The sequence below is a fragment of the Mesorhizobium sp. M2E.F.Ca.ET.209.01.1.1 genome, assembly GCF_004010375.2.
Classification (GTDB): domain Bacteria; phylum Pseudomonadota; class Alphaproteobacteria; order Rhizobiales; family Rhizobiaceae; genus Mesorhizobium.
The window spans coordinates 1-22645 of record NZ_SADP02000037.1; the positions used below are offsets into that span (position 1 = coordinate 1).

Here is a 22645-nt window from a genome sequence, read left to right on the forward strand (position 1 = left end):
TCTGGCGGACCACCTCTACGCCGGCATACATAACGACTGTCAACGCGATCAGCAGACTTGAAACGGCAGCGATTGTAGGCGTGATCTCTTCCCGAATTCCCGACCACATCTTTATCGGTAAGGTGGTAGTGTCCGGCCCGCTCACGAAGAGTGACAGCACCAACTCATCGAAGGAATGCAGGAAGGCAAAGAATCCGGCGACGATTAACGCAGGACGCATGAGCGGGAGTACGATTTTCCAAATCGTGACGATCCGCGAGGCCCCCAAACTCGCGGCGGCGTGCTCTAGGCGGACGTTCAGGGCCTGTAGGCTTGCGGCGACAATCAGCACGACTAAGGGAACGGCGCCGATCGTATGTGCGATCACCAGAGCGAGATTCGTGTTGACGAGCTGCAACCGTGCAAAGAGGAAGTAGAGGGCAACCGCACTGACGATTACCGGCACGATCATCGGTGCAAGCAAGAGCTGGTATCCGACACGGCGCATCCGCGGACTGCCGCGCACGAGCGCCATCGCAGCCGCTGACCCGATGGCAAGGCTTGCAAATGCGGTAGCTGTTGCAATGCCCAAACTTTGCAGCGTGGCGGAGACCCACGCGCGGCTTGTAAAATATGCCTCATACCATTGCAGCGACAGGCCGGGGGGCGGGAAATCGAGGAAGCGCGAGGAACTGAATGAGATCGGAACAATGATCAGGATGGGACTGACCAGAAACACAGCAACGAGCAGACTGAAGCCGCGTAGCAGCTTGCCACCAAGAGCCGCACGCTCACAACCTATGGCGAATCCGGCCGGAACCCGAAGGCTGTGAGCGACCGCCCGCACCAGGGCCGTAGCGAGGTCAACAAGTTGGACGTAAGCGGTGGTTGAACGACGAACGGGTGTGCCAGCCGATTGGGCAGCCCCGTGCTGAGATCCGAGCAAGCTATCGATACCGACGAAATGATTGGAAATTGTATAGACCACCAGCGTGATCGAGAGCAGCACGGTAGCGGCAGCGGCTGCGAGTGGCCAATTCAGCGTCACGTTTGCATAAATGTCGATTTGCATCGGCAATAGGATTGTGTTCGGGCCGCCGAGCAGCGCGGGAGTGATGTAGAACCCCAGAGCGAACACAAAGACCAGCAGCCCGGCCGCGATCACGCCCGGTAAGCTCAAAGGAAAGAACACGCGCCAAAAATTCTGGGGCGCAGAGGCTCCGAGGGAGGCGGCAGCGCGAGTCAGACTGGATGGAATCCCTCTCATTACGCTGATGAGCACCAAAACCGTAAACGGCATGAGGATATAGACCATCGCTATGAGCACACTGAACTTATTGTAGATCAGGTCGATAGGTCGTTCGGTGATGCCGAAGTCCATTAGAAGTTGGTTAATAACGCCAAAGCGCCCAAGGATCACCATCCATGCATAGGTACGCACGAGGTAGCTCGTAAAGAACGGCAACACTACTGCAAGCAATAGCGCTCTGGCGACCCAGGTGCGGGCCGCAACGATCCAGAAGGCGAGTGGATACCCCATTAGAAGGCAAAGCAGCGTAACTGTTATTGCCAGCTCGAAGGTGTGACTGAGGATGATCCAGTTCGTTCGATCACCCAAGAACTCTTGGAAGTGTGCGAGCGTCGGTCCAGGATCGAACAGACTGAGAGAGAGGAGACCAGCGAGCGGGACGAAAAAGAAGATCCCGAGCAGAAGTGCCATTGGAGCAAGCAAGAGCGTGGCTTCGCGATTGTGTAGGGGCCACGCGATGGCCGCTCTGACGGTCTGGTATAAAGTGGCCATTAGCTGGCCACCCATTGGGTCCAGCGCTCCACGAGCACTTCGGTATTAGTTTTGCCCGAGGAGGATTGGGCTTCCCAGTAGGCCGGATCGTAGAAGAATTGCTTGTCAATGTTCTCGGGCGCGGTCGGCAGTTTGGCGGCCACACTGGGCTCAATGTAATTAAAGGCAGCCCGATTGAGCGGACCATAAAAGATGAGATTGTTGAGACGAGCTTGCGCCTGCGCGGAAGCCTGGTAGGCGACAAACCGCATGGCCGCAGCCCGGTTTTTCGTGCCCTTCGGAACGACCCAATGCAGCGGGCTAAGCATCCCTTCGTTCCACAGGTAATCAACGCCAGCGCCCTGCTCCTTAAGGATTTGCATTCGGCCATTCCATGCCGAGGACATCGCAACCTGACGATCCGATAGGAGCTGACCTGGTTCGGCGCCCACGCTCCAGAATTTCGTTATGTGCGGTTTGATGCGATCGAGAGACGCGAATGCCTGGTCGAAGTCGATTGGGTACAGCTTGTCCTTCGGAACTCCGGCTGCCAGCAACGCAAATTCGACCGTCCGTTCTCTGAGGGAGCGAGGCCCCGGAAACGCGCTGACGTCCCAGAACTCAGTCCATGAGCGGGGGCGCGGCTTGTCGGCCGGGTAATCGGCCGTGGAGAATGCCATCACGGTGCTGAACACGTACGAGCCCACGGCATATTTTGTCTTTGCCTCAGGAACAAGGTTATCCAACGTTTCCTTATCGAATGCCCCATAATCGATTTCTTCGACATACTTGTCTGCATCTGATCTAAACGCAGGGCCGGATATCTCCACCACATCCCATTGCACATTGCTGCTATCGACTTGCGCCTTAAGCTTCGCCGCGTCAGCCGGAGACACATAAGTCACCTTGATGCCTGTCTCACTCTGGAAGGGATCAACTACGGCTTTGCGGAACGCCTCCTCATACGATCCGCCACCGGAAACGACCACCAGGGTCGACTCTTGCGCTCGCAAAATGCTTGGGGCGCCAAGCACCAGCGCCGCTCCGCTGAGTCCTATTAGGGCCTGACGTCGCGTCGGCCGACTGGAGTTAATGTAGCGCCTCATGAGCTCTCTCCCTTATGAAGACCATATCGGAATGCGATCTGCGGCCGAGGTCACGTGCAACGAAGCCGCCTCAGCTTCGAGATGGTCGGGTACACCTTGTCTCGGGCCGTTCGCCTTCACAGAAAGAAGGCGTCCATCCCGCGCGTCCCAGCCAATTCGCACTTTCTCACCGACTTTGAACCGTGGAGAGGAGGCGCGATAAGCTACGGCTACAGTGAGAACTACGGAAAGGGCCGCACGTAGGCGTACTTGGCACTTGACGATGTTTCCGCGGTAAATAGACTCTTGGATCACACCCTCGAATTCGTTGTCAGCGCACGCGCCTGCTGCGAGAGGGACGATCTTCTCGGGTCGGACCATGAGGCTCACGGGTCCCATCACCTGGTCCTCGGCTCCCTGCCATGTCGCTCGAACCTGCAGGCCAGCGACATCGAGGAGGGGACCGTGATCTGTCTTTCCAACAAGACGAGCGTCGAGGAAGTTCGATTCGCCAATGAAGCTCGCAACAAAGCGGGTTTCCGGCGTCTCATATATCTCTTCCGGCGTACCAATCTGTTCGACCTTGCCCTCATTCATCACCACGATTCGGTCGGACATGGTGAGCGCTTCACTCTGGTCGTGGGTGACGAACACCATTGTTGTTCCAAGAGATTTTTGTAGGCGCTTCAGTTCGAGCTGCATGTGCTCTCGAAGTTGCTTATCAAGCGCACCAAGCGGTTCATCCATTAGAATTACACCTGGGCGGAACACAAGCGCACGCGCCAGTGCAACCCGCTGCTGTTGACCGCCGGACAGCTCGTGAGGCATGCGGCCCCCATATTCACCGAGCTGAACAAGATCGAGTGCCGCGGCGACACCGGCTCGAATGTCGTAGCCGGATATTCCGCGCATCTTCAACGCAAACGCCACGTTCTCGAAAACGGAGAGATGAGGAAATAGCGCGTAGTTCTGGAATACAACTCCGATGTTGCGCCTGTGGACTGGTAGCCTCGTTATTGGTCGAGCACCGACAAAAATTTGGCCGGCGCTTGGCGTTTCAAAACCCGCAACCATCATCAACGTTGTCGTTTTCCCGGATCCGCTTGGGCCAAGAAACGAGACAAACTCGCCAGCCTCGATCTGGACCGAAATATCACTAACGGCTCGGACGGTGCCGTATTGCTTACAAAGTCGCTCTAGCCGCAGCGGTTCACCTCGGGACATCTAAACCTCGTCCGTGTTGCAAATAATGCAATGGTGTTGCAATTACGTTTAGAAGCTGACAGGGGTGTGAACACTTGTCAAGTGGAGCGGAGGAGTCATCCATGAAGTCTGTCAAATATCCCCCGAGCGGCCGTGACCGAGCCCGTGGGTTAACAAAGTGCAACGCGCCTTAAATCTGCTGATGGTCGTTGGCGCGAGTGAAAGGCCGTCGGAGTGAATGAGATCGCGCGGCGGCTAGGACAGCATGCAAGCGATGTCAGGCAACTGTCAGGGTCTCTCCTGCTTGTTGGGTCCGCCTCCTTGCATACCGTCGGCACCGAATCTGTGCCGCAGGTGGGGAGTCACGACGTAACCTTCTACTCCTGGCGCAAGAAGGGATGGACACCGTGCAGGTCCGCGCGCGGCCGCCTTACGGCAGGAAGCCTGCAGTCATCTCGGTGCTAGATGGCGACAATATGGAAACTGCATTTGACGCAAGCTGCTACATGATTGATCCTTGATTGAATGAAGTTGCTAGCCTGCAGCAAGCTGCGTACCTGCGGCGTTTCGAACTCTGGTCCGGCAAGTACACTTAACTGCATGAAACCGTCTGCACTTGCGCGAGGATGCATGCTTCGACCTCCGCGCAAGCGAGCCTGTGCGAACCATTAGACGGAGGCGAACGCTGCCGAATGAACGGGGCGGAGGGCGCAGACGAGGACCCAGGTTCGCGAACGGCTTTTGCGCCGCTCAGGAATCCGACCTTTCGTTCGATCTGGCTCGCCACGCAGGTTTCCAGCCTGGGCTGGTTGATGCAGACTGTTGCCATCAGCTGGCTGATGGCGACGATCTCGACTTCCGATCTTATGGTCGCGCTGGTACCGGCGTCATCGACGCTGCCCGCCTTCATTCTTTCTGTCTTCGTCGGGGCCATCGCCGACAATTTCAACCGCCGCAAGGTCATGTTCGCCGGCCGGTGCATTATGGTCATAGCATCTGCGATGCTGGCCACCTCTGTAGCGCTGGGCTTTGTAGACCCTTGGATGATCCTCGGCTTCAGCTTCTTGATCGCATGTGGCGGTGCCATCAACGATCCCGCATGGCAAGCCTCGGTTGGCGATATGGTAGACCGACGCGATGTTCCCGCTGCCGTCACCCTCCTCTCCGTCGGCTTCAACACTGTCCGGACCGTGGGCCCGGCGCTCGGCGGCATCCTGGTTGCCTCGTTCGGGCTTGTGACGGCTCTCGCCGTGACCACACTCACATATCTGGTACCTCTGGGGACCATATGGCGCTGCAAATGGAAGGTTCGTTCTTCGCCTCTGCCGCGTGAGCCGATGAGCACGGCGATCTATGACGGGCTGCGCTTCACGGCGATGTCTTCGGAAATCAAGACGGCGATCGCTCGCGGAACCCTCTTTGGCTTGGCGGGCATCGGCATACTCGCGCTGCTGCCCCTGGTCGTCCGGGATCAGCTGGGAGGAGGACCGCTGGCCTATGGCGCCCTCATGGCCGGCTTCGGGACAGGCGCTGTCTTCGCCGGCGTCTCCAACGGCGTATTCAGAAGGCGTTTGTCTCAAGAACGGCTGATGACGCTCGCCTGCATCGCCTGCGCGGCGTGCTCCCTCTCCCTTGCATTGACCTCCTCGATTGCAGTGGCGGCAATCGCGCTCGCTTTGGGCGGCGCGGGTTGGGTCACGGCCTGGTCCGGGGTTGGCGTGAGCGTGCAGCTGGCAAGCCCGCGCTGGGTCGTGGGGCGCACCATCTCGATCTATTATGCGTTGATAGACGGCGGCATCGCGGCTGGCAGTTGGGTGTGGGGCACGGTGGCCCAGAACCATTCCCTGGCCTGGGCGCTGGAGGGTTCTGCTGGTGCTCTGTTGCTCGTCGCTGCGGCCGGCGTCCTGTTTCCTCTTCGCGAGCGCCACGACTCCGAGCCCGATCCTCTAGAGCAATTCGACACCCCGGCAGTCGCCCTCAATCTCAAGCCAAGAAGCGGTCCCATCGTCGTCAAAGTCGAATATCTGATACCCGCCGAAAACGTCGATGCTTTCCTGGACCTCATGCGCGAGCGGCGGCATGTACACAGCCGCGTCGGTGCTCGACACTGGACTCTCCAGCGCAACCTTCAGAAGCCTATGCAGTGGACAGAGACATTCCGCACGCCGACCTGGACCGACTACCTTCGCCTCAACCATCGCCTCACGACAGAGGATAGGCACCTAGACGAAAGGGTCCTCCTCCTGCACGAGGGAGAGCTTCCACCTCAATTGACGCTTTTGATCGAGCGACCGACGGGCCCCGCTCGCAAAGCCGAGCACTCGACGTCTTATGTTCCCCATCATTGACCCCTTTAGAACAGTGCGGGTCCGCGACCCCTCGCCGTGTTAGCGCTGGCAGGAGGAGCATAACTGGACTACGCTGGCCCACAGCAACGACTTCTTCCCTCACCAGCCCAGTGGCAACGAGCCAAGAGTTTTCGAGGATGGAACGGCGAGAGCCGAGAAGCAGCGATCCACTTCAGTTCGGCTGCGCGGGAGCGAATACAGCCGCGCCCAGCACCACATCGCAACAACGGGGATCGACCAGTCGGGCAACCGGGGTCGTGTAGGCGGTAAGGCAGACGATCGGCGTCCCACCCTTTCGCGCACGAATATCCGGCGGCGTTACCGCCCTTGTATCAGCAACCACACTCAAAGAGGGCTCCTTCCCTTGCGTCAACAATCGTGCGGTGTCGCGTGTGGCATATTTTTGTGCAGGTGCGAAGAACTAATTTGCCACGCACGTGAGTTGACGCGCTGACGGTTATTGGTGAGAACAAAATTCAATCGGTTCAGCTACTTCTTGGCTTACCCAAGCACATCAGAGATCATGAGCGATCGCGCAAAAGGGACTACAAAAGGCGGGCGCAGAGCCAAGGCCGACACGGCTAAGGTCGACCTGACCGCGGTCGTCGTCGCGGTGAACGAGAATGAACCGTGTGTCCTCACCATCGGACAGACTGACACTTTGCCCTCCGGCCCGCTTGCGCTCGAGCACCGATCGCTGCAGTCCGGTTTGAGAACGTGGGTCGAGGAACAGACCGGCCACCCACTGGGATATATCGAGCAGCTCTACACCTTTGCCGATCGGGACCGAGCCGGCACCGAGCTTGAGCGGCGAGTCATCTCCATCAGCTATCTCGCACTCACCCGTAAGGAACATGCGACCGCTCCGTCCAGGTCCGGCTGGCGAAGCTGGTACGACTATTTTCCATGGGAGGATCACCGTGCCGGAACTCCACCGATGGTGTCGGACGTCCTGCGGCCTCGCCTGAGCGAGTGGGCGGAGAGCGCGGACGACAACGCGACGCGCCTCGAGCGCGGAAGGCGCGGCAATCGCCTTCGGCTTCGACGAACGCCCGTGGAACGAGGATCTCGCACTCAAGCGCTACGAGCTGCTTTATGAAGCAGCCCTTGTGGAAGAGGCGGTGCGCGGTTCGGTCCTCCCCCTGCCGGTTCGCGGCAAGCCCATGGTTTCCGATCATCGTCGCATCCTCGCAACGGGCATTGCGCGGCTGCGCTCCAAGATCAAGTACCGGCCGGTCGTCTTCGAACTGATGCCGCCGGCTTTTACGCTTCATCAGCTGCAGCGCACCGTGGAGGCGCTTGCCGGCAGGCTCGTCCACAAGCCGAACTTTCGTCGCCTCATCGAGCAGCACGAACTGGTCGAAGAAACTGGCGAAACTAGCGCGGAGACAGGGGGCCGGCCGGCGAAGCTTTATCGCTTCCGCCACGCCGTGCTCGAAGAGGGGGAGCTCGCCGGGGCAAAATTGCCGCTCGCGCGGGGTTGACCGCTTATACTCACTACGAATATATGCGCCTTATATTCAGGTAGGTATAACCGGAGAGCTCGATGAGCGCGATGCTACCTTCGGGCGCGTCCCTGTACGACCGCGTTCGGCGCGTAATCCCCCCGATCGAATGGCCGGCGTTCAGCGACGACATAGACGCCATCCTCGCGCTGAAGCGCGAGCGCAATGCGGTCGTCCTGGCGCACAATTATCAGACACCGGAGATCTTCCACTGTGTCGCCGACATCGTCGGCGACAGCCTGGCGCTCGCCCGCAAGGCAATGACGGTTGAAGCGGATGTCATTGTGCTGGCCGGCGTGCATTTCATGGCCGAGACGGCAAAGCTGCTCAATCCGCAAAAGACGGTGCTGATTCCCGATCTTGCGGCCGGCTGCTCGCTGGCGGACTCGATTGCCGCCGAGGACATCCGGCTGCTGCGGCAACGCTATCCCGGCGTGCCGGTCGTTACCTACGTCAACACGTCGGCCGCAGTGAAGGCCGAGTCCGATATCTGCTGTACCTCGGGCAATGCGAAGGCCGTTGTGGAGTCGCTGGGCGTTCCCCGGGTGATCATGCTGCCGGACGAGTATCTGGCCCAGAACATCGCCGCCCAGACCGACGTGCAGATCATCGCCTGGAAAGGGCATTGCGAAGTGCATGAGCGCTTCACGCCTGCCGACATCCGCGAGTTGCGTGAAACTCATCCGGGCGTAACGGTGCTCGCGCATCCCGAATGCCCGCCTGACGTGGTGGCCGTAGCCGATTTTTCCGGGTCGACCGCTGCCATGTCCGACTATGTCGAAAGGCAAAAGCCGCCGCGCGTCGTGCTGCTGACGGAATGCTCGATGAGCGACAATGTCGCGCTCCAGCATCCGGAACTCGAGTTCATCCGGCCCTGCAATTTGTGCCCCCATATGAAGCGGATAACGCTCGCCAATATCCGCGCCGCGCTCGAGCAGAACCGCCATGTCGTGACCATCTCACCCGAGATCGCCGGCCGCGCGCGGCTGGCCGTCGAGCGGATGCTCGCCGTATGAGCGCGGATGTCCGCAGCTTCTTTGGCCGGCCCATCATAATTGGCGGCGGCATTGCCGGATTATTGACCGCGCTTCATCTGGCGCCAGAACCCGTGCTTGTTTTGTCCAGGACGCCGCTCGGATCAGAAGCATCGAGTGCGTGGGCACAGGGCGGCCTGGCTGCCAGCCTCGGCGATGACGACAACCCAATGCTGCATCTGGCCGATACGCTCGCCGCTGGCGCCGGGCTCTGCGACGCAGAAATCGCAACCCGCATCCTTCATGCGGCCCCTAGCGCGATTGAGAACCTGTCGACCCTTGGGGTCCGCTTCGATCGGACGCCTGAAGGAGCACTGCGCCTTGGATTGGAGGCCGCGCACGGTCGCCGGCGCATCGTTCATGCTGACGGCGACGGCAGTGGACAGGAGATCATGCGCGCGCTGGTCGAAGCCGTGCGTTCTGCTCCGTCGATTGTGATGGTCGAGGGTGTGGAGGCGCGGCGGCTGGCGGTGGAGGACAACAAGGTCACGGGCGTTTGGGCAAGCTGTTCGACTAGTCCTGTGTTCCTGGGTACGGGACGGGTCGTCCTCGCGACCGGCGGGATTGGCGGGCTGTTTCACGACTCGACAAACCCGCTAGGCAGCTCCGGACAGGGGCTGGCACTTGCGGCGCGCGCCGGTGCTGTCCTTGCCGACCTCGAGTTCATCCAGTTCCACCCGACCGCGCTTGATGGGCCGGCTCGCCCGATGCCGCTGATCAGCGAAGCGGTTCGCGGTGAAGGCGCAACGATTGTCGACGAAACCGGCCAGCGCTTCCTCGAATATTTGCAGGACGCGGAACTCGCGCCGCGCGACGTCGTGGCGCGCGCCATCTGGACGCATCTTTCGAACGGCCACCGCGTCTTTCTGGATGGACGAGAAAAGCCCGGCCCGACATTCGCGCGGCAGTTTCCGACGATCGCCTCGGCCTGCCGGGGCGCAGGCATCGACCCGGCGCAAGACCTCATTCCGATACGGCCGGCCCAGCACTATCACATGGGCGGCGTCGCGGTGGACCGGGACGGACGTACCTCCGTTGCCGGACTGTGGGCTTGCGGCGAAGTCGCCTCGACCGGACTGCACGGCGCCAACAGGCTTGCCAGCAACTCGCTGACCGAGGCGATTGTATGCGCGCACTGGGTCGCTGAAAGCGTGGCGGGATCTCCCCTCGGCGTCAGAACAAGATTGACGGCACGGGAAATCCGGCGCCCGATCCACTCTCCTTGCGCCCTCTCCTCTCACGCAGCCTTGGCGTGAAGCGCAATGGCGAGATGTTGCGCGAGGCCGTGAGCACATTGCTTCCGCTGGCCAAACGCCACGATGCGGCGTCCGATCCCGCGGTAGTGGGACTGCTGATCGCGGTTGCGGCCTTCCTGCGCGAAGAAAGCCGCGGCGCTCACCACCGCACGGACTTTCCTTATCGTGCTGACATCGCGCGCCGCTCCAGGCTCACGCTGGAAGAAGCCTTGACGAAAGCCGAGGAATTCCCATGTTCTCCAACGCTTGAAGACGTCGAGCAATGAACCTCTCGCCGCTTCCCGCAATCATGCTTGAGCCCCTGGTGCGGGCAGCACTTCTGGAAGATCTCGGCCGGGCGGGTGATCTGACGACCGACGCCATCGTGCCGAAGAACCATCACGCGACGACCGTGCTTTCGGTGCGCCAGGCCGGAACTGTCGCTGGGCTCGATCTGGCGATGCTCGCCTTCCGGCTCATCGACCAGAACGTCGAATTGACCGTTAAGCGAGCAGACGGCAGCGAAGTCTCGCAAGGAGAGATCATTGCAACGGTGAGCGGTCCCGCCCGGACCATTCTCACCGCGGAACGGACGGCACTCAATTTTCTGTGCCATCTGAGCGGCATCGCCACGGCGACAGCATCGATCGTAGATGCGGTCCGCGGGCACGATGCGAAGATCGTCTGCACGCGCAAGACGACGCCCGGATTGCGGGCGCTGGAAAAATACGCCGTGCGCGCAGGTGGGGGGTCCAATCACCGCTTCGGCCTCGACGACGCCATCCTGATCAAGGACAACCACATCGCCATCGCCGGCGGAATACGCCCGGCGCTCGAGCGGGCACGAAACAGCGCCGGCCATCTGGTCAAGATCGAAGTCGAGGTCGATACCCTAGCCCAGTTGGAGGAGGTCCTAGGGTTCGCTCCCGACGCCGTCCTGCTCGACAACATGTCGGTCGACGAATTGCGCCAGGCGGTGGGTATGGTTGCGGGCCGGGCGATCACTGAAGCGTCGGGCAGCATCACCGCCGTGACCGCGCCCGCCATCGCCGCGACCGGTGTCGATCTGATCTCAATTGGCTGGCTGACCCACAGCGCGCCGATCCTGGATATTGGCCTCGACTATCGGAGCTCATGATCGCACGACGAACGGACGGCAGCGGGCTGATAGAGTTTCCGATCCCTGTCAATCGGCCAGGAAAGAAGCCGTAAAGGCCGGAACCCCCAAGGAACAGGAAGAGATGCACGCATCGAACTCGACGAAGACAATGCCACAGGCGCAATCCAATGATTGTGGGATGTGGACCCTAGAAAAGGCGCAGGCGCTGCACGACGCACCTTCAACAATCTTCTGTTCCTGGCGCAAACCGTTCACCGCCAGAATTTCGATCCCAACAAGGTCCAGCTGAGCCGGCTTCTTAGCATCAAAACAGGTGGATGCCCGGAGGATTGCGGCTATTGCAGCCAGTCGGCGCATCACGAAAGCGGGTTGAAGGCGTCGAAGCTGATGGAGGTCCGGCGCGTCATCGCCGAGGCGACCAAGGCGCGCGATGCCGGCGCCACGCGCTATTGCATGGGCGCCGCCTGGCGAAACCCCAAGGCGCGCGACATGGATGCGGTGGTGGCGATGGTCGAGGGCGTCAAGGCGCTGGGCATGGAGACCTGCATGACGCTCGGCATGCTCGATCTTGAGCAGACCGCTCGTCTGAAGCAGGCGGGCCTCGACTACTACAACCACAACATCGATACGTCGGACCGCTACTACAGCGAGATCATCAGCACGCGCACCTTTGCCGACCGGCTGGATACGCTCGCCAATGTCCGCGGCAGCGGCATCAAGGTCTGCTGCGGCGGCATTGTCGGCATGGGCGAAGAGCCGGTGGACCGGATTGACATGCTGGTCACGCTGGCCAATCTGCCGGAACATCCGGAAAGCGTCCCGATCAACATGCTTATCCCGATCGCCGGCACCCCGCTGGCGGAAGCCAAGCCCATCGAGCCGATCGAATTTGTGCGCGTGATCGCCCTGGCGCGCATCATGATGCCGAAATCGCATGTTCGTCTTTCCGCCGGTCGCACCGCCATGACCGACGAGATGCAGGCGCTGTGCTTCTTTGCCGGCGCTAACTCGATCTTCGTCGGCGACACGCTGCTGACGGCGGACAATCCCGGCGAGGACAAGGATACTCTGCTATTCCAGCGTCTCGGCATCGAACCGATGGAAATCGGCACGCAATGAACGAGGCACTTCTTGCCCGGTATGACGCATCCTTGCGTGGACTGGCGCGCAAGGATCGCCTGCGGACGCTTGCGCCGCGCGCCGGGCTCGACTTCTCGTCGAACGACTATCTCGGACTTGCCGCCTCCAAAAGACTTGGCGATGCGGTTGCGGCTGCGATTGCGCGGGGCACGCCGGTTGGCGCCACCGGGTCGCGGCTGTTGCGCGGCAATGCACCGGAACACGAGGCACTGGAGGCGGACGCCGCGGCATTCTTCGGCGCCGAACGCGCACTGTTCTTTGGCAGCGGCTACATCGCCAACTTCGCTCTCCTGACCGCGCTGCCGCAGAAGGGCGACCTGCTGGTTCTCGACGAACTCGCCCATGCCAGCATGCATGAGGGCGCACAGGCCGGACGCGCCCAGTTTGTAGTGGCTAAGCACAACGACGTCGATGCCGTCGATGAGGCAATCACGCGCTGGCGCGCCGAGGGCGGCATGGGACGCGTCTGGATCGGGGTCGAAAGCCTCTACAGCATGGATGGCGACCGCGCGCCGATGGAGAGCCTCGTCGCGCTTGCCGATCGGCACGAGGCATTCCTCGTCGTCGACGAAGCGCATGCCACCGGCGTCTGGGGACCGGACGGCCGGGGACTGGCCGCCGCCTTCGAGGGCCGCGACAACATCATTGCGCTCCATACTTGCGGCAAGGCGCTCGGCGCATCCGGCGCACTCGTCGCCGGGCCGAGGACGCTGTGCGATTATCTCGTCAACCGTTGCCGGCCACTCATCTACGCCACCGCGCCATCGCCGCTGATGGCAGTCGCGGCGTGCGAAGCGCTCGCCATGCTGTCCGACGAGCCGCTGCGCCGCGTTCAGCTGCGTGAACGCGTCGCCTTCGCGGGCCGCCAACTGGCCGAGCGCTGCGGCGTGATGCCGAGCGGCTCGCAGATCCAGCCCTTTGTCATCGGCGACGTCAGGCGCACCATGGCGGTGGCGGCGGCACTGCAGGCACGCGGCTACGACATACGCGGCATTCGTCCGCCGACCGTGCCGGAGGGCACGTCGCGCCTGCGCATTTCGCTGACGCTCAACGTAGCCGAAGCTGACATTTCCGCCATGGTCGAGGCGCTCGTTGAGGTGTTGGCCCAAACATGACCGGAGGCGACATGACCCAACGCATCGTCATCACCGGAACAGACACCGGAATCGGCAAGACCGTGTTTTCGGCTGGGCTCGCCGGCCTGCTCGACGGCTTCTACTGGAAACCGGTGCAATCAGGTCTCGACAACGAGACTGACAGCGAGGTGGTTGCGCGGCTTGCCGGCCTGCCGCCAGGGCGCGTGCTGCCGGAGGTCTACCGCTTGAGCAAGCCCCTGTCGCCGCATCGTTCAGCTGAGATCGACGGCGTCTCGATCGAGGCTGCCGATCTTTCATTTCCGGTCCTGCCGGCGCCGCTCGTGATCGAGGGTGCGGGCGGCCTGATGGTGCCGCTCAACCGGCGCACAAGGTTCATCGACATCTTCGCTGAGTGGCGGCTGCCGGTCATTTTGTGTGCCCGCACCACGCTCGGCACAATCAACCACACGCTGCTGTCGATCGAGGCCCTTCGGGCGCGCTCCATCCCGCTGGCCGGCATCGCTTTCATCGGCGATGAGATGGCCGACACGCAACGGACAATCGTGGAAATGGGCGGTGTACCGCAGCTCGGCAGGCTGCCGTATCTCGACCCGCTGACGGACAAAACGCTGCGAGACGCAATGATTGCCGGCTTCGCCTTCGCCTCGTGCACGGGAGATCACTGATGTCGCAGTCCCGTGTGTGGCATCCCTTCACCCAGCACGCGCTAGAGCCGGTGATCCCTGAAATCGTCCTGACGGAGGGCGCCTATCTCCACAAGGCTGGCGGCACGCGCATCCTGGACGCGATTTCCTCCTGGTGGGTCGTCACGCATGGTCACCGCCATCCCCGCATCATGAAGGCCATCGAGGCGACCGCGGCGAGCCTCGACCAGATCATCTTCGCCGGCTTCACGCACAAGCCGGCCGAGCGCCTGGCCGAGGCGCTGGTCGGTCTCGCTCCTTCCGGCCTCGACCGGGTGTTCTATTCCGACAGCGGCTCGACCTCCGTCGAAGTCGCGTTGAAGATAGCGCTCGGCTATTTCGGCAACATAGGCGGGCCGCGCTCGCGGATCGTCGCCATGGAGCACAGCTATCATGGCGACACGATCGGCACGATGAGCGTCGGCGCCCGCGGCGTGTTCAACGCTGCCTACGAGCCGCTGCTGTTCGAGGTCGATACCATTCCCTTTCCGGCCGCGGGCCGCGAGCAGGAGACGCTGGATCGGTTCGAGGCCGTCAGCCGCGACCGACGCGCCGCCGCCCTGATCGTCGAGCCGCTCGTTCTTGGCGCCGGCGGCATGCTGATGTATGCGGCCTGGGTTCTGACCGAATTGAAGAAGATTGCCGAAGCCTCCGGCACGCTCGTGATCGCCGACGAAGTCATGACCGGCTGGGGGCGAACCGGAACCATGTTCGCCTGCGAGCAGGCATCCGTCTCGCCGGACATCCTGTGCACGTCGAAGGGCCTGACCGGCGGCGTGATCCCGCTGGCGGCTACGCTCGCCACCGATGCCATCTTCCAGGCCCACTATTCCGAAGACCGGAAGAAGACCTTCTTTCATTCGAGTTCCTACACTGCCAATCCGATTGCTTGCGCGGCAGCACTCGCCAATGTCGAGATCTGGCGTGACGAGCCCGTGGCCGAGCGGGTCGCGGCCTTGAGCGCGATGCAGGCCGCCGGACTTCGGCGCTTTCGCGACAATCCGTTCTTCACCGACAGCCGGACGACCGGCACGATCGCGGCGCTCGATTTGCGCGCCGGCTCTGCGGGCTATCTGGCCGAGATCGGGCCGAAGCTGCGCGCCTTTTTCCTCGAGCGCGGCCTGCTTGTTCGTCCGCTCGGCAATGTCCTCTACCTTCTCCCGCCCTATTGCATCACCGGCGACGAGTTGGACGGACTCTATGACGCGATCGAAGAAGCCGGCGAACGCTTCGGTTCGAGGCCATGAGCCGATCGTCGCGCCTTCTCGGGTTTGGTCATCATGTGCCGGCGCGCAGGGTCGAGAACCCGGAAATCGAAAACCGTCTCGGGCTCGAACTTGGCTGGATCGAGCGGCGCACCGGAATTCGCTCGCGATTCTGGGCAACGGACGAAGACACGTTGTCTGGCCTGGCCGCCCGTGCCGGCGACATGGCGCTGGCGAATGCCGGCATTGACCGCAGCGACATTGGTCTGCTGTTGCTCGCCACCTCGACGCCCGACCATCTCCTACCGCCCAGTGCGCCGCTGGTCGCACACCGGCTCGGGCTCGGCCAAGCCGGCGCGGTCGATCTGACCGGCGCCTGCGCCGGCTTCATCTATGCGCTGATGTTCGCGGATGGCTTCACCCGCCTGCACGGCAAAGCGGCCCTGGTCATCGCCGCCAACATCCTCAGCCGCCGCATCAATCCGGCCGAGCGCGCCAGCGCCGTACTGTTTGCCGATGCCGCCGGCGCCCTGGTGATTGGTCCGTGCGAGGGTCCGGATCGGGGCATTCTCGGTGCGTCGGTGGATTCGGACGGCTCGCGCTACCGGCTGATCCAGATCCCGGCGGGCGGAAGCAACATCCCATTCCAAAGTGGCCTGGATCTCGGGCAAACCCGAATGACGATGACCGACGGCCGGGAAGTCTTCGCCAAGGCTGTCGAGATGATGACCGATTGCTCGACAAGCGCGCTCGCCGCTGCCGGAGTACGCCCACAGGATGTCGACAGGTTCGTACCGCATCAGGCCAATGCCCGCATTTTCGATGCGGTCGGGAGGAACCTTGGCATTGCCGATCAAGCAATCGTCAAGACGATTGCCGAATACGGCAATTCTTCCGCCGCGACGATCCCGCTCTCCCTGTCACTGGCCCATCGGACTGAGCCGTTTCGACCGGGCGAGAAAATCCTTCTGGCGGCAGCGGGTGCTGGTCTCAGCGGCGGCGCACTCGTCGTCGTAGTTTAGCCGCATAACTGGCTGCTCCGAGAGCGGCAGGACCACCAGTCATTCATGATGGATAGGACAACAGACCAATGCGAAAAATAGTAGCCGGCAAGCTGCACGGCATCTACGTCACCGAAGCGAACCTCAACTGCCACGGGTCGATAACGCTCGACCCTGACCACTGCGAAGAAGCAGGCATCCTGCCCATGGAATTCGTGGACATATGGAACAAGAATTCCGGTGCGCGGATTTCGACCTATGTCATCCTCGGCGAACGCGGCTCACGCTGCTGCATCCTCAACGGCGCGGCGGCCCGCACCTGCCAGCCCGACGACCAGATCATTGTCTGCAACTCGATCTACCTGGACGAAGCGCATATCGCCTCGCTGAAGCCGCGGATCGTTACGTTCGACCAGGATAACCATATACTCGACCGCCTGAGCTACTCCGTCGACCTTGACGCAGATGGCCGCTACACCTTCTCGATTCTTGACGAGGCGAACGAGGTTCTGTCCATTCCTGCCCTGGTCTCCGGGGCGTGACACCCGCCGAGACTCTCCGCCCCTCGTAACTCGTACAGCGCTGAAGAGTGGACCTAAGCTTCAGGATCAATGAAGCTTCGAGGAGAGGCCCGCCGCGTCTTTAGCCACAGCGGGCTTTCGTGAGATCGCACGCAATGTCGGCATCTCCACGGTTGAGCCAACAGCCACGCGGCTCGACTCCCTGTCTGAAGTCACTTGCGGTGGCGGCTTGCAAATTCATGCTGTTTTTCGAGCGCCGCGGCCAGGTCCTTGACGACCTGGGTTTTCGTGATCTTGGCCGCCGTGTCATTAGCCGCAAGCAGCATTGTAAGTGGCCTTTCGCCGATGTGTTTTTCCGCCAGCGCAAAAGGCGCGCCAGCCATCCAACGTCTCCCCCAGACATCAGTGTTCGTCAATTGGTGGCCTGCTAGCAAGGCCGAGCCTGGCGCGTTAGCCATCGGCGAAATTCTCGGCGGGACACTGTATCTTGAACCGATGAACTGTCAGTTTGCCGTCCTCCACAATATGAACGACCCATCCCCACCGCAACGCTTGACGCGCACGTCGTTTGGTTCGCCAGCCACCATCGCTGCCCCTCATTTTCGTCGCCCTGGACCGAGACTGGAAGTCGCTCCATGCACGGCGAAAAACACGGGACCTTACGTTACGTCAAGCAGAGATTTTCTGATGGCTGATGGTTTGTCGATTTGACCACGGCGACAATTTAGGCCCCGAACGTCCGGGCGCGCGGTATCTTGCGCTCGGATCGATTTAGATGCCCAAATTTTGCATTTTAATACAGCCTTAATTATCCGCATCTAATGTGAGTGGGAACGCGTATTCAGTTCGAGTAACTCTGCAAAAAAGCCCGCCGCTCTCGCCCGCAAGAGTGGCGGGTTTTTCGGTTGGGAACACTGGTGCGGTCGGTGCGGATGCTGCCTCAGCACAAGCGCCGTGGGCGTCTTTCTTCCCTCCCCCTTTCCACCAATGTCACGATGCTACTTTTCGCGGCGAAGCGCTGGTCGAGGAGGAAGCTGAACGCGCCAACCGAAGTCCCCGGCTCTCTGATGCTGGGCACCGGGCCGTCCCCCTAAGCACGCGCTTTGGCGCCGCGGGGGTGCTCGGGCAATCGTTTCGGTCTCGACGAGATCGTTGCAGAAGAACAGGAGAACGCCTGCCCCACCTGCCAGTTCGATTCTGCTGCTTTACATGCGGCTAGTCTGTTCGCAGCCATCGGTGAGCGTGCCGGACCGGACTTCTCCGAATGATCGATTCCAATCTTCGGGATAGAAGAGATCAAGGACAGGCTTGGCTGCGTTTCAGGTCAGGATCGCTCGCTCATGCTACATCGAGCATGGATGTGCCCAACTGCGGTCGGATCAGAACGCGCAAGACGGGATGAGTCCCTATTGACCACAGTGCAGGACGAGCATCGCAATAGTCTTGACGGGGCTTTATTGCTTTCAGCGGTAACCGCCACTATGTAGCGACACTTCGCCGACTGTCTTTCAAGCCACCCGGAGAGTTTCATGACAGAAGAAGCCGACAACACCGTCGCCGTCCTCATCGAGCTCACCGCCGATGTCGTCTCAGCCTATGTCTCCAGCAATCCGGTCCCGGTGGGTGAACTCCCTGCCCTGATCGGCCAGGTGCACGCGGCACTCAAAGGCACGGCCGGCGCCAGTATTTCCGCAGAAGAACCGGAGGTTCTCAAGCCTGCCATATCGATCAGGAAGTCGGTGACGCCGGACCACATCATCTGCCTTGAGGACGGCAAGAAGTTCAAATCGCTCAAGCGCCATCTGTCGACCCATTATGGGCTGACGCCGGACGCATATCGCGCCAAATGGGGTCTGCCGGCTGATTATCCCATGGTCGCGCCGAATTACGCCGCCACGCGCTCGGCATTGGCCAAGACGATGGGTCTCGGACGCAAACCAGTAGAGCCGGAACAGCCGGCACCGGCGAAGCGGACCCGCAAGAAGGTCGCAGCTTGATTTCAGCAATCGAGCTTTGTTCTGGGGTACGCAGTTGCCATTGGCTCTGTCCGGAATATGAAAAGGCGGGGTCTATCCCGCCTTCCCTTTCAAGCCGCTTGGCTTCCCCGGGACTCCGCGCAGCCTTGCAGCAGCCTGCATTTCGCGCGACCGTCAGTACATCCGGGCGGACCGCGTCCATCCGCTGTTGACAGGAGCCAGGGGAAAAAATTTCAGCCAGCTTTGCTGAGGCTGCCAGCTGAGGACTTTCCGGTGCGGCGGTCCTGTTCGATTTCATAGTTGATCTTCTGGCCATCAGCGAGGGTCGAGAGGCCTGCTCGTTCAACGGCGGAAATGTGGACAAAAACATCCTGACCGCCATTGTCGGGCTGGATAAACCCAAATCCCTTTGTGCTGTTTAACCACTTCACCGTTCCAGTCGCCATATGCGTTTTCCTTTGTAACAAATGCAACGTCGGCAGGCCGTCAGGCCAGTCCCGATTCATAACCGAAACTTCTGCGTCAGGGCAGTAAAAACGAGAAAGTTGCAAGGCCGGTTTTGACCGGCGGCTGCAACCTCTCATGTATCGTCCAGCACCCCCCGTTGGGGCTCACGTCACGACACGCCTTGCGGCCCCGATGCGATACCTGAGAGGGACGGCGCTGCAAGCGCTACGAGCCGGGGCGACGAGAAGTTGATCGCTTGGGGCAAATGGGGGCCCAGGACGAAGCCGGTATAGAACGGTTCGGCCTCGCCGGTTCAGACGGAAGCGGGCCGTCGGCCTTTCCCGCGGCAGGTCCACCCGGCCCAAGGATGCACGATTTTCGTGAGAGGTGGTCCTATGCAAAAGCCACACGTGGGCAGTAGATGTCCCCCCGGCCGGACAGGCCAAGAGCTTTAAGGAATCGACATTGCCGCTGCTCCCGCCTTTGATCCGCCACCTCAAATCTCCTGACCTGTTTGGCAGCCTTGACCGCCTGCCGGCGCTTGGCAAACCAGTCAGTGAGCGCACATTTGTGGTCCTCACCCATCGACAGGCGAAGTGCTGGCAGAGCTTCCCGACATGGGCGTCGAGGAGACACGCACTGCGATCGATAGAGCATATAGAGCGCAGCCTGGATGGGCGGCATTGACGGCCCGTGAACGCAGCGACGTTCTGTGGCGCTGGCATCAGCTGATTATCGACCACGCCGATGACCTTGCCGCGAGTATTGACCGCGGAAATGGGCAAGCCCCTTGCCGAGGCTAACTCGGAAGTGTCGCATGCGGCGGCGTACCTGCAATGGTACGCCGAAGAGGCCAACCGCATCTATGGCGAGACGATCTCCGCGCCATCGACGGACCGTCGCCTGCTGGTGATCAAGCAGCCGATCGGCGTCGTCGGCACGATTACGCCGTGGAATTTCCCGGCCTCCATGGTGGCGCGCAAGATCTCGCCGGCCTTGGCCGCGGGCTGCACGATCGTGCTGAAACCCGCTGAACAGACGCCGCTCGTGGCGGGTGCAATGTTTGCCCTTGCGCATGAGGCTGGCTTTCCCGAAGGCGTGGTCAACCTGATCTATGCGTCTGAAGGCGATGCCGTCGGCCGTGAACTCTGCACAAACCCCAAGGTCCGCAAGATCAGCTTCACCGGCTCGACCGAGGTCGGCCGACTGCTCATGCGCCAATGCTCGGACCAGATCAAGAAGGTCAGTCTCGAGCTCGGCGGCAATGCGCCTTTCATCGTCTTTGACGATGCAGTCGTCGATGCGGCAGTCGACGGTGCTATCCAGGCCAAGTTCCGCAACGCGGGTCAAACCTGCGTTTCCGCAAACCGCCTTTACGTCCAATCGGGCGTTCACGATGAATTTGTCGACAAATTCGTGGAGCGGGTTCGCCAGCTCCAGGTTGGTGACGGTTTCGATCCAGGTGTCGCCATTGGCCCGCTGATCGACAGGCATGCGCTCACCAAGATCGAATCGCACATCGCCGATGCCGTCGCAAAAGGCGGTACAATTCGCCGCGGGGGCGAACGCATTGGCAAGGATGGCACGTTTTTCCAACCGACGGTCCTCACTGAAGTCTCCAGCGAGATGACCATTGCGCAAGAGGAGACATTCGGGCCGCTGGCCCCAACCATTCGCTTCGACGATGCGGATCAGGTTGTGCACGAGGCCAATGACACGATCTACGGCCTCGCCGCTTACTTCTATGCCTCGAACCTGCTGCGTGTCTGGCGTGTGGCCGAGGCATTGGAGTATGGCATGGTGGGCATCAACACGGGACGCATGTCATCGGAAGCCGCACCCTTCGGCGGGATGAAGCAGTCCGCCATCGGACGGGAGGGTTCGCGCCACGGGCTCGAGGATTACCTCGAAATGAAATACCTCTGCATGGGCGGCATCTGAAGCATCCGCATGTCAGCCGTCAGATCTTTGCTCTCAAGCTTCCGCTCGCCACCCGAGAACCGAATTCGAACTGAAGAGCCATCATGGTTGCAACCCAAACAGCTGTCCCTGATGGTCAGTCAGCAGTTCCTGAGCATCCCGGCTTTCTAATCGCCGCGAAGTATCTTTGCTTCAAGCGCGGCTGCCACGAAAGCTCTTCGAGCCGCTGCTGGATAAGTCTCCCCACGCAACACCTGCAGACAGGCGTCCATCGCGGCCTTCCGTTTCACGGTCTGACGTTGAAGATCCCGTAGCAAGATAGCGGCCGCGTCATTGACCTCGAACACGATCCGCTCTGAGCTGTGGTGGCTAACCTGAACAACGACTGGCCTCTCAAATCTGCTCAAGCCGGTCATTTCTCCGCTCCTGTGAGGCGAATAGGCCTCGGTCGCACTTCTTTGCCGAGCCGAATCGGCTCGCTGCATCTTCGTCGCTGAACTTAGCCACTCGCGACCGATGTGCGGTTGTCTGATTCACGGCGAGATTGCGTGAGACTGCCGTTTTGCCGTTAATGTCGAGACCTGTTCCTGCTTTCGGCTATCCCTGAAATCCCGACACAATGCCCCCCTCAGCGTGCCCCGTGCCAGACTCCTATACCTGCACTTTTCCACGGCCGGACTTGCAGGCAGAGAGCCATTGCATGGCGGAAATTGCATCTTCCAATATGGCGGCCCGTTTCGCAAAGCCGAAAAAGGCATTGCGCGCTGCGCTTACAGGTTTTCGCCCATCGTATGCGTCATAGCAGGTCCTGAGGGCGGCTTCGTGGATCAGGTCTCTGCGATCTTCTGGCCATTCATTGAGGAAGTCGACGGCGTCCGCAAGGCTGGCAATCTCCTGCACGATGTAGGTTGCACGCTTCACAAAAACTGGGCTGCTGAAAGCCTCTGGGTTCATTCGTTCCTCCCGACCTGCTGAACAGCTGGTTTGCGTGAACAGGTGCCTCATCGACAACTCGCCGACCATTGCAGAATGTGTTGTCAGAGCAATGACGGTTTAAGAGGAAAGCAGCGGCGTACGAAACGCTTGATACATCCTCCGGCGTTGACCCGCCACCAGGATCCGGCACCGCCTCTCGGGAAAAGGTGGCTCATATGAATGCCGAGAGATCGCGCGATCTCCAAAACTGGCCTCAGCCTCAAACGTCGCTGCGACCAGCCGCTCCTTCTCCTCCCGAAACCAGCGCCGGCGCCGCTCGACCGACGTGATCACCTCGATCTGATGCTTCGTCACAGGGCTACTTCCAGTGCTCGCATGGACTTGCGGCCTTCAGCCTACCTGAGCAAGGCGGTCGTCACCGTCGAGATAC

The 22645-nt window shown here is 61.0% G+C and carries 16 protein-coding genes and 5 pseudogenes; 13 read left to right on the forward strand and 8 right to left on the reverse strand.

Features of this window, described 5'->3' with window-relative positions:
• The 3 genes from EN852_RS33815 to EN852_RS33825 form a co-directional block, all read right to left on the reverse strand.
• A partial coding sequence (locus EN852_RS33815; RefSeq protein ID WP_167507135.1) for an ABC transporter permease subunit occupies nt 1-1699 on the reverse strand: 1699 nt, incomplete at its 3' end.
• 80 nt (nt 1700-1779) lie between these two features.
• Nucleotides 1780-2865: an ABC transporter substrate-binding protein gene (locus tag EN852_RS33820; protein ID WP_127230879.1), complete on the reverse strand. Its 1086-nt coding sequence runs from the start codon at nt 2863-2865 to the stop codon at nt 1780-1782.
• Between the two features lie 12 nt (nt 2866-2877).
• Nucleotides 2878-4068, reverse strand: a complete 1191-nt coding sequence (locus EN852_RS33825) for an ABC transporter ATP-binding protein (RefSeq protein WP_126101862.1) — start codon at nt 4066-4068, stop codon at nt 2878-2880.
• A gap of 671 nt (nt 4069-4739) precedes the next feature.
• Between EN852_RS33825 and EN852_RS33830 the strand changes: the two genes are divergently transcribed.
• Nucleotides 4740-6395: an MFS transporter gene (locus EN852_RS33830; RefSeq protein ID WP_126101863.1), complete on the forward strand. Its 1656-nt coding sequence runs from the start codon at nt 4740-4742 to the stop codon at nt 6393-6395.
• 196 nt (nt 6396-6591) lie between these two features.
• On the opposite strand, the pseudogene EN852_RS42670 reads toward EN852_RS33830, so the two are convergent.
• A pseudogene (locus EN852_RS42670) lies at nt 6592-6744 on the reverse strand (3-methyl-2-oxobutanoate hydroxymethyltransferase); the annotation flags it as partial.
• A 174-nt stretch (nt 6745-6918) separates the two neighbouring features.
• On the opposite strand from EN852_RS42670, the pseudogene EN852_RS33840 reads away from it, so the two are divergent.
• From EN852_RS33840 to panD, 10 genes and pseudogenes are all read left to right on the forward strand, one after another.
• Nucleotides 6919-7879: pseudogene (locus tag EN852_RS33840) on the forward strand (hypothetical protein).
• Nucleotides 7880-7941: 62 nt separating this feature from the next.
• Entirely contained in the window at nt 7942-8916 is a 975-nt protein-coding gene (gene nadA / locus EN852_RS33845) for a quinolinate synthase NadA (RefSeq protein WP_126101864.1), read from the forward strand.
• Nucleotides 8913-10456: pseudogene (locus tag EN852_RS33850) on the forward strand (L-aspartate oxidase). Before nadA ends, EN852_RS33850 begins: the two are co-directional and overlap by 4 nt.
• Nucleotides 10453-11307 carry a carboxylating nicotinate-nucleotide diphosphorylase gene (nadC, locus tag EN852_RS33855; protein ID WP_126101865.1) on the forward strand — a complete coding sequence of 285 codons (855 nt, stop codon included), beginning with the start codon at nt 10453-10455 and terminating at the stop codon, nt 11305-11307. Before EN852_RS33850 ends, nadC begins: the two are co-directional and overlap by 4 nt.
• A gap of 160 nt (nt 11308-11467) precedes the next feature.
• Nucleotides 11468-12408, forward strand: a pseudogene (gene bioB / locus EN852_RS33860) (biotin synthase BioB).
• Nucleotides 12405-13544 (forward strand): 8-amino-7-oxononanoate synthase, encoded by a 1140-nt coding sequence (locus EN852_RS33865; RefSeq protein WP_126101866.1) that lies wholly within the window; start codon nt 12405-12407, stop codon nt 13542-13544. The pseudogene bioB and the gene EN852_RS33865 overlap by 4 nt, the downstream one beginning before the upstream one ends.
• 11 nt (nt 13545-13555) lie before the next feature.
• On the forward strand, nt 13556-14191 hold the full coding sequence (bioD, locus tag EN852_RS33870; RefSeq protein ID WP_126101867.1) for a dethiobiotin synthase: 636 nt from the start codon (nt 13556-13558) through the stop codon (nt 14189-14191).
• A complete protein-coding gene (locus EN852_RS33875) occupies nt 14191-15456 on the forward strand; it encodes an adenosylmethionine--8-amino-7-oxononanoate transaminase (protein ID WP_126101868.1) in 1266 nt (421 codons plus the stop codon). Before bioD ends, EN852_RS33875 begins: the two co-directional genes overlap by 1 nt.
• Nucleotides 15453-16436 (forward strand): beta-ketoacyl-ACP synthase III, encoded by a 984-nt coding sequence (locus EN852_RS33880; RefSeq protein WP_126101869.1) that lies wholly within the window; start codon nt 15453-15455, stop codon nt 16434-16436. The genes EN852_RS33875 and EN852_RS33880 overlap by 4 nt, the downstream gene beginning before the upstream one ends.
• A gap of 68 nt (nt 16437-16504) precedes the next feature.
• The gene (panD, locus tag EN852_RS33885; RefSeq protein WP_126101870.1) at nt 16505-16957 is read left to right on the forward strand and encodes an aspartate 1-decarboxylase; all 453 of its coding nucleotides are present in this window, start codon (nt 16505-16507) and stop codon (nt 16955-16957) included.
• A 191-nt stretch (nt 16958-17148) separates the two neighbouring features.
• Here the strand turns inward: panD and EN852_RS41115 are convergent, their stop codons facing one another.
• Nucleotides 17149-17319 carry a hypothetical protein gene (locus EN852_RS41115; RefSeq protein WP_167498768.1) on the reverse strand — a complete coding sequence of 57 codons (171 nt, stop codon included), beginning with the start codon at nt 17317-17319 and terminating at the stop codon, nt 17149-17151.
• 1146 nt (nt 17320-18465) lie between these two features.
• Here EN852_RS41115 and EN852_RS33890 point away from each other — a divergent pair.
• Nucleotides 18466-18933: a MucR family transcriptional regulator gene (locus EN852_RS33890; protein ID WP_126101871.1), complete on the forward strand. Its 468-nt coding sequence runs from the start codon at nt 18466-18468 to the stop codon at nt 18931-18933.
• 212 nt (nt 18934-19145) lie between these two features.
• Here the strand turns inward: EN852_RS33890 and EN852_RS33895 are convergent, their stop codons facing one another.
• Nucleotides 19146-19358, reverse strand: a complete 213-nt coding sequence (locus tag EN852_RS33895; RefSeq protein WP_126101872.1) for a cold-shock protein — start codon at nt 19356-19358, stop codon at nt 19146-19148.
• A gap of 511 nt (nt 19359-19869) precedes the next feature.
• Between EN852_RS33895 and EN852_RS33900 the strand changes: the two are divergent.
• Nucleotides 19870-21300, forward strand: a pseudogene (locus tag EN852_RS33900) (NAD-dependent succinate-semialdehyde dehydrogenase).
• A 146-nt stretch (nt 21301-21446) separates the two neighbouring features.
• Here the strand turns inward: EN852_RS33900 and EN852_RS33905 are convergent.
• A complete protein-coding gene (locus EN852_RS33905; RefSeq protein ID WP_126101873.1) occupies nt 21447-21695 on the reverse strand; it encodes a DUF982 domain-containing protein in 249 nt (82 codons plus the stop codon).
• 235 nt (nt 21696-21930) lie between these two features.
• Nucleotides 21931-22233 carry a DUF982 domain-containing protein gene (locus tag EN852_RS33910; protein ID WP_126101874.1) on the reverse strand — a complete coding sequence of 101 codons (303 nt, stop codon included), beginning with the start codon at nt 22231-22233 and terminating at the stop codon, nt 21931-21933.
• Between the last annotated feature and the right edge of the window lie 412 nt (nt 22234-22645).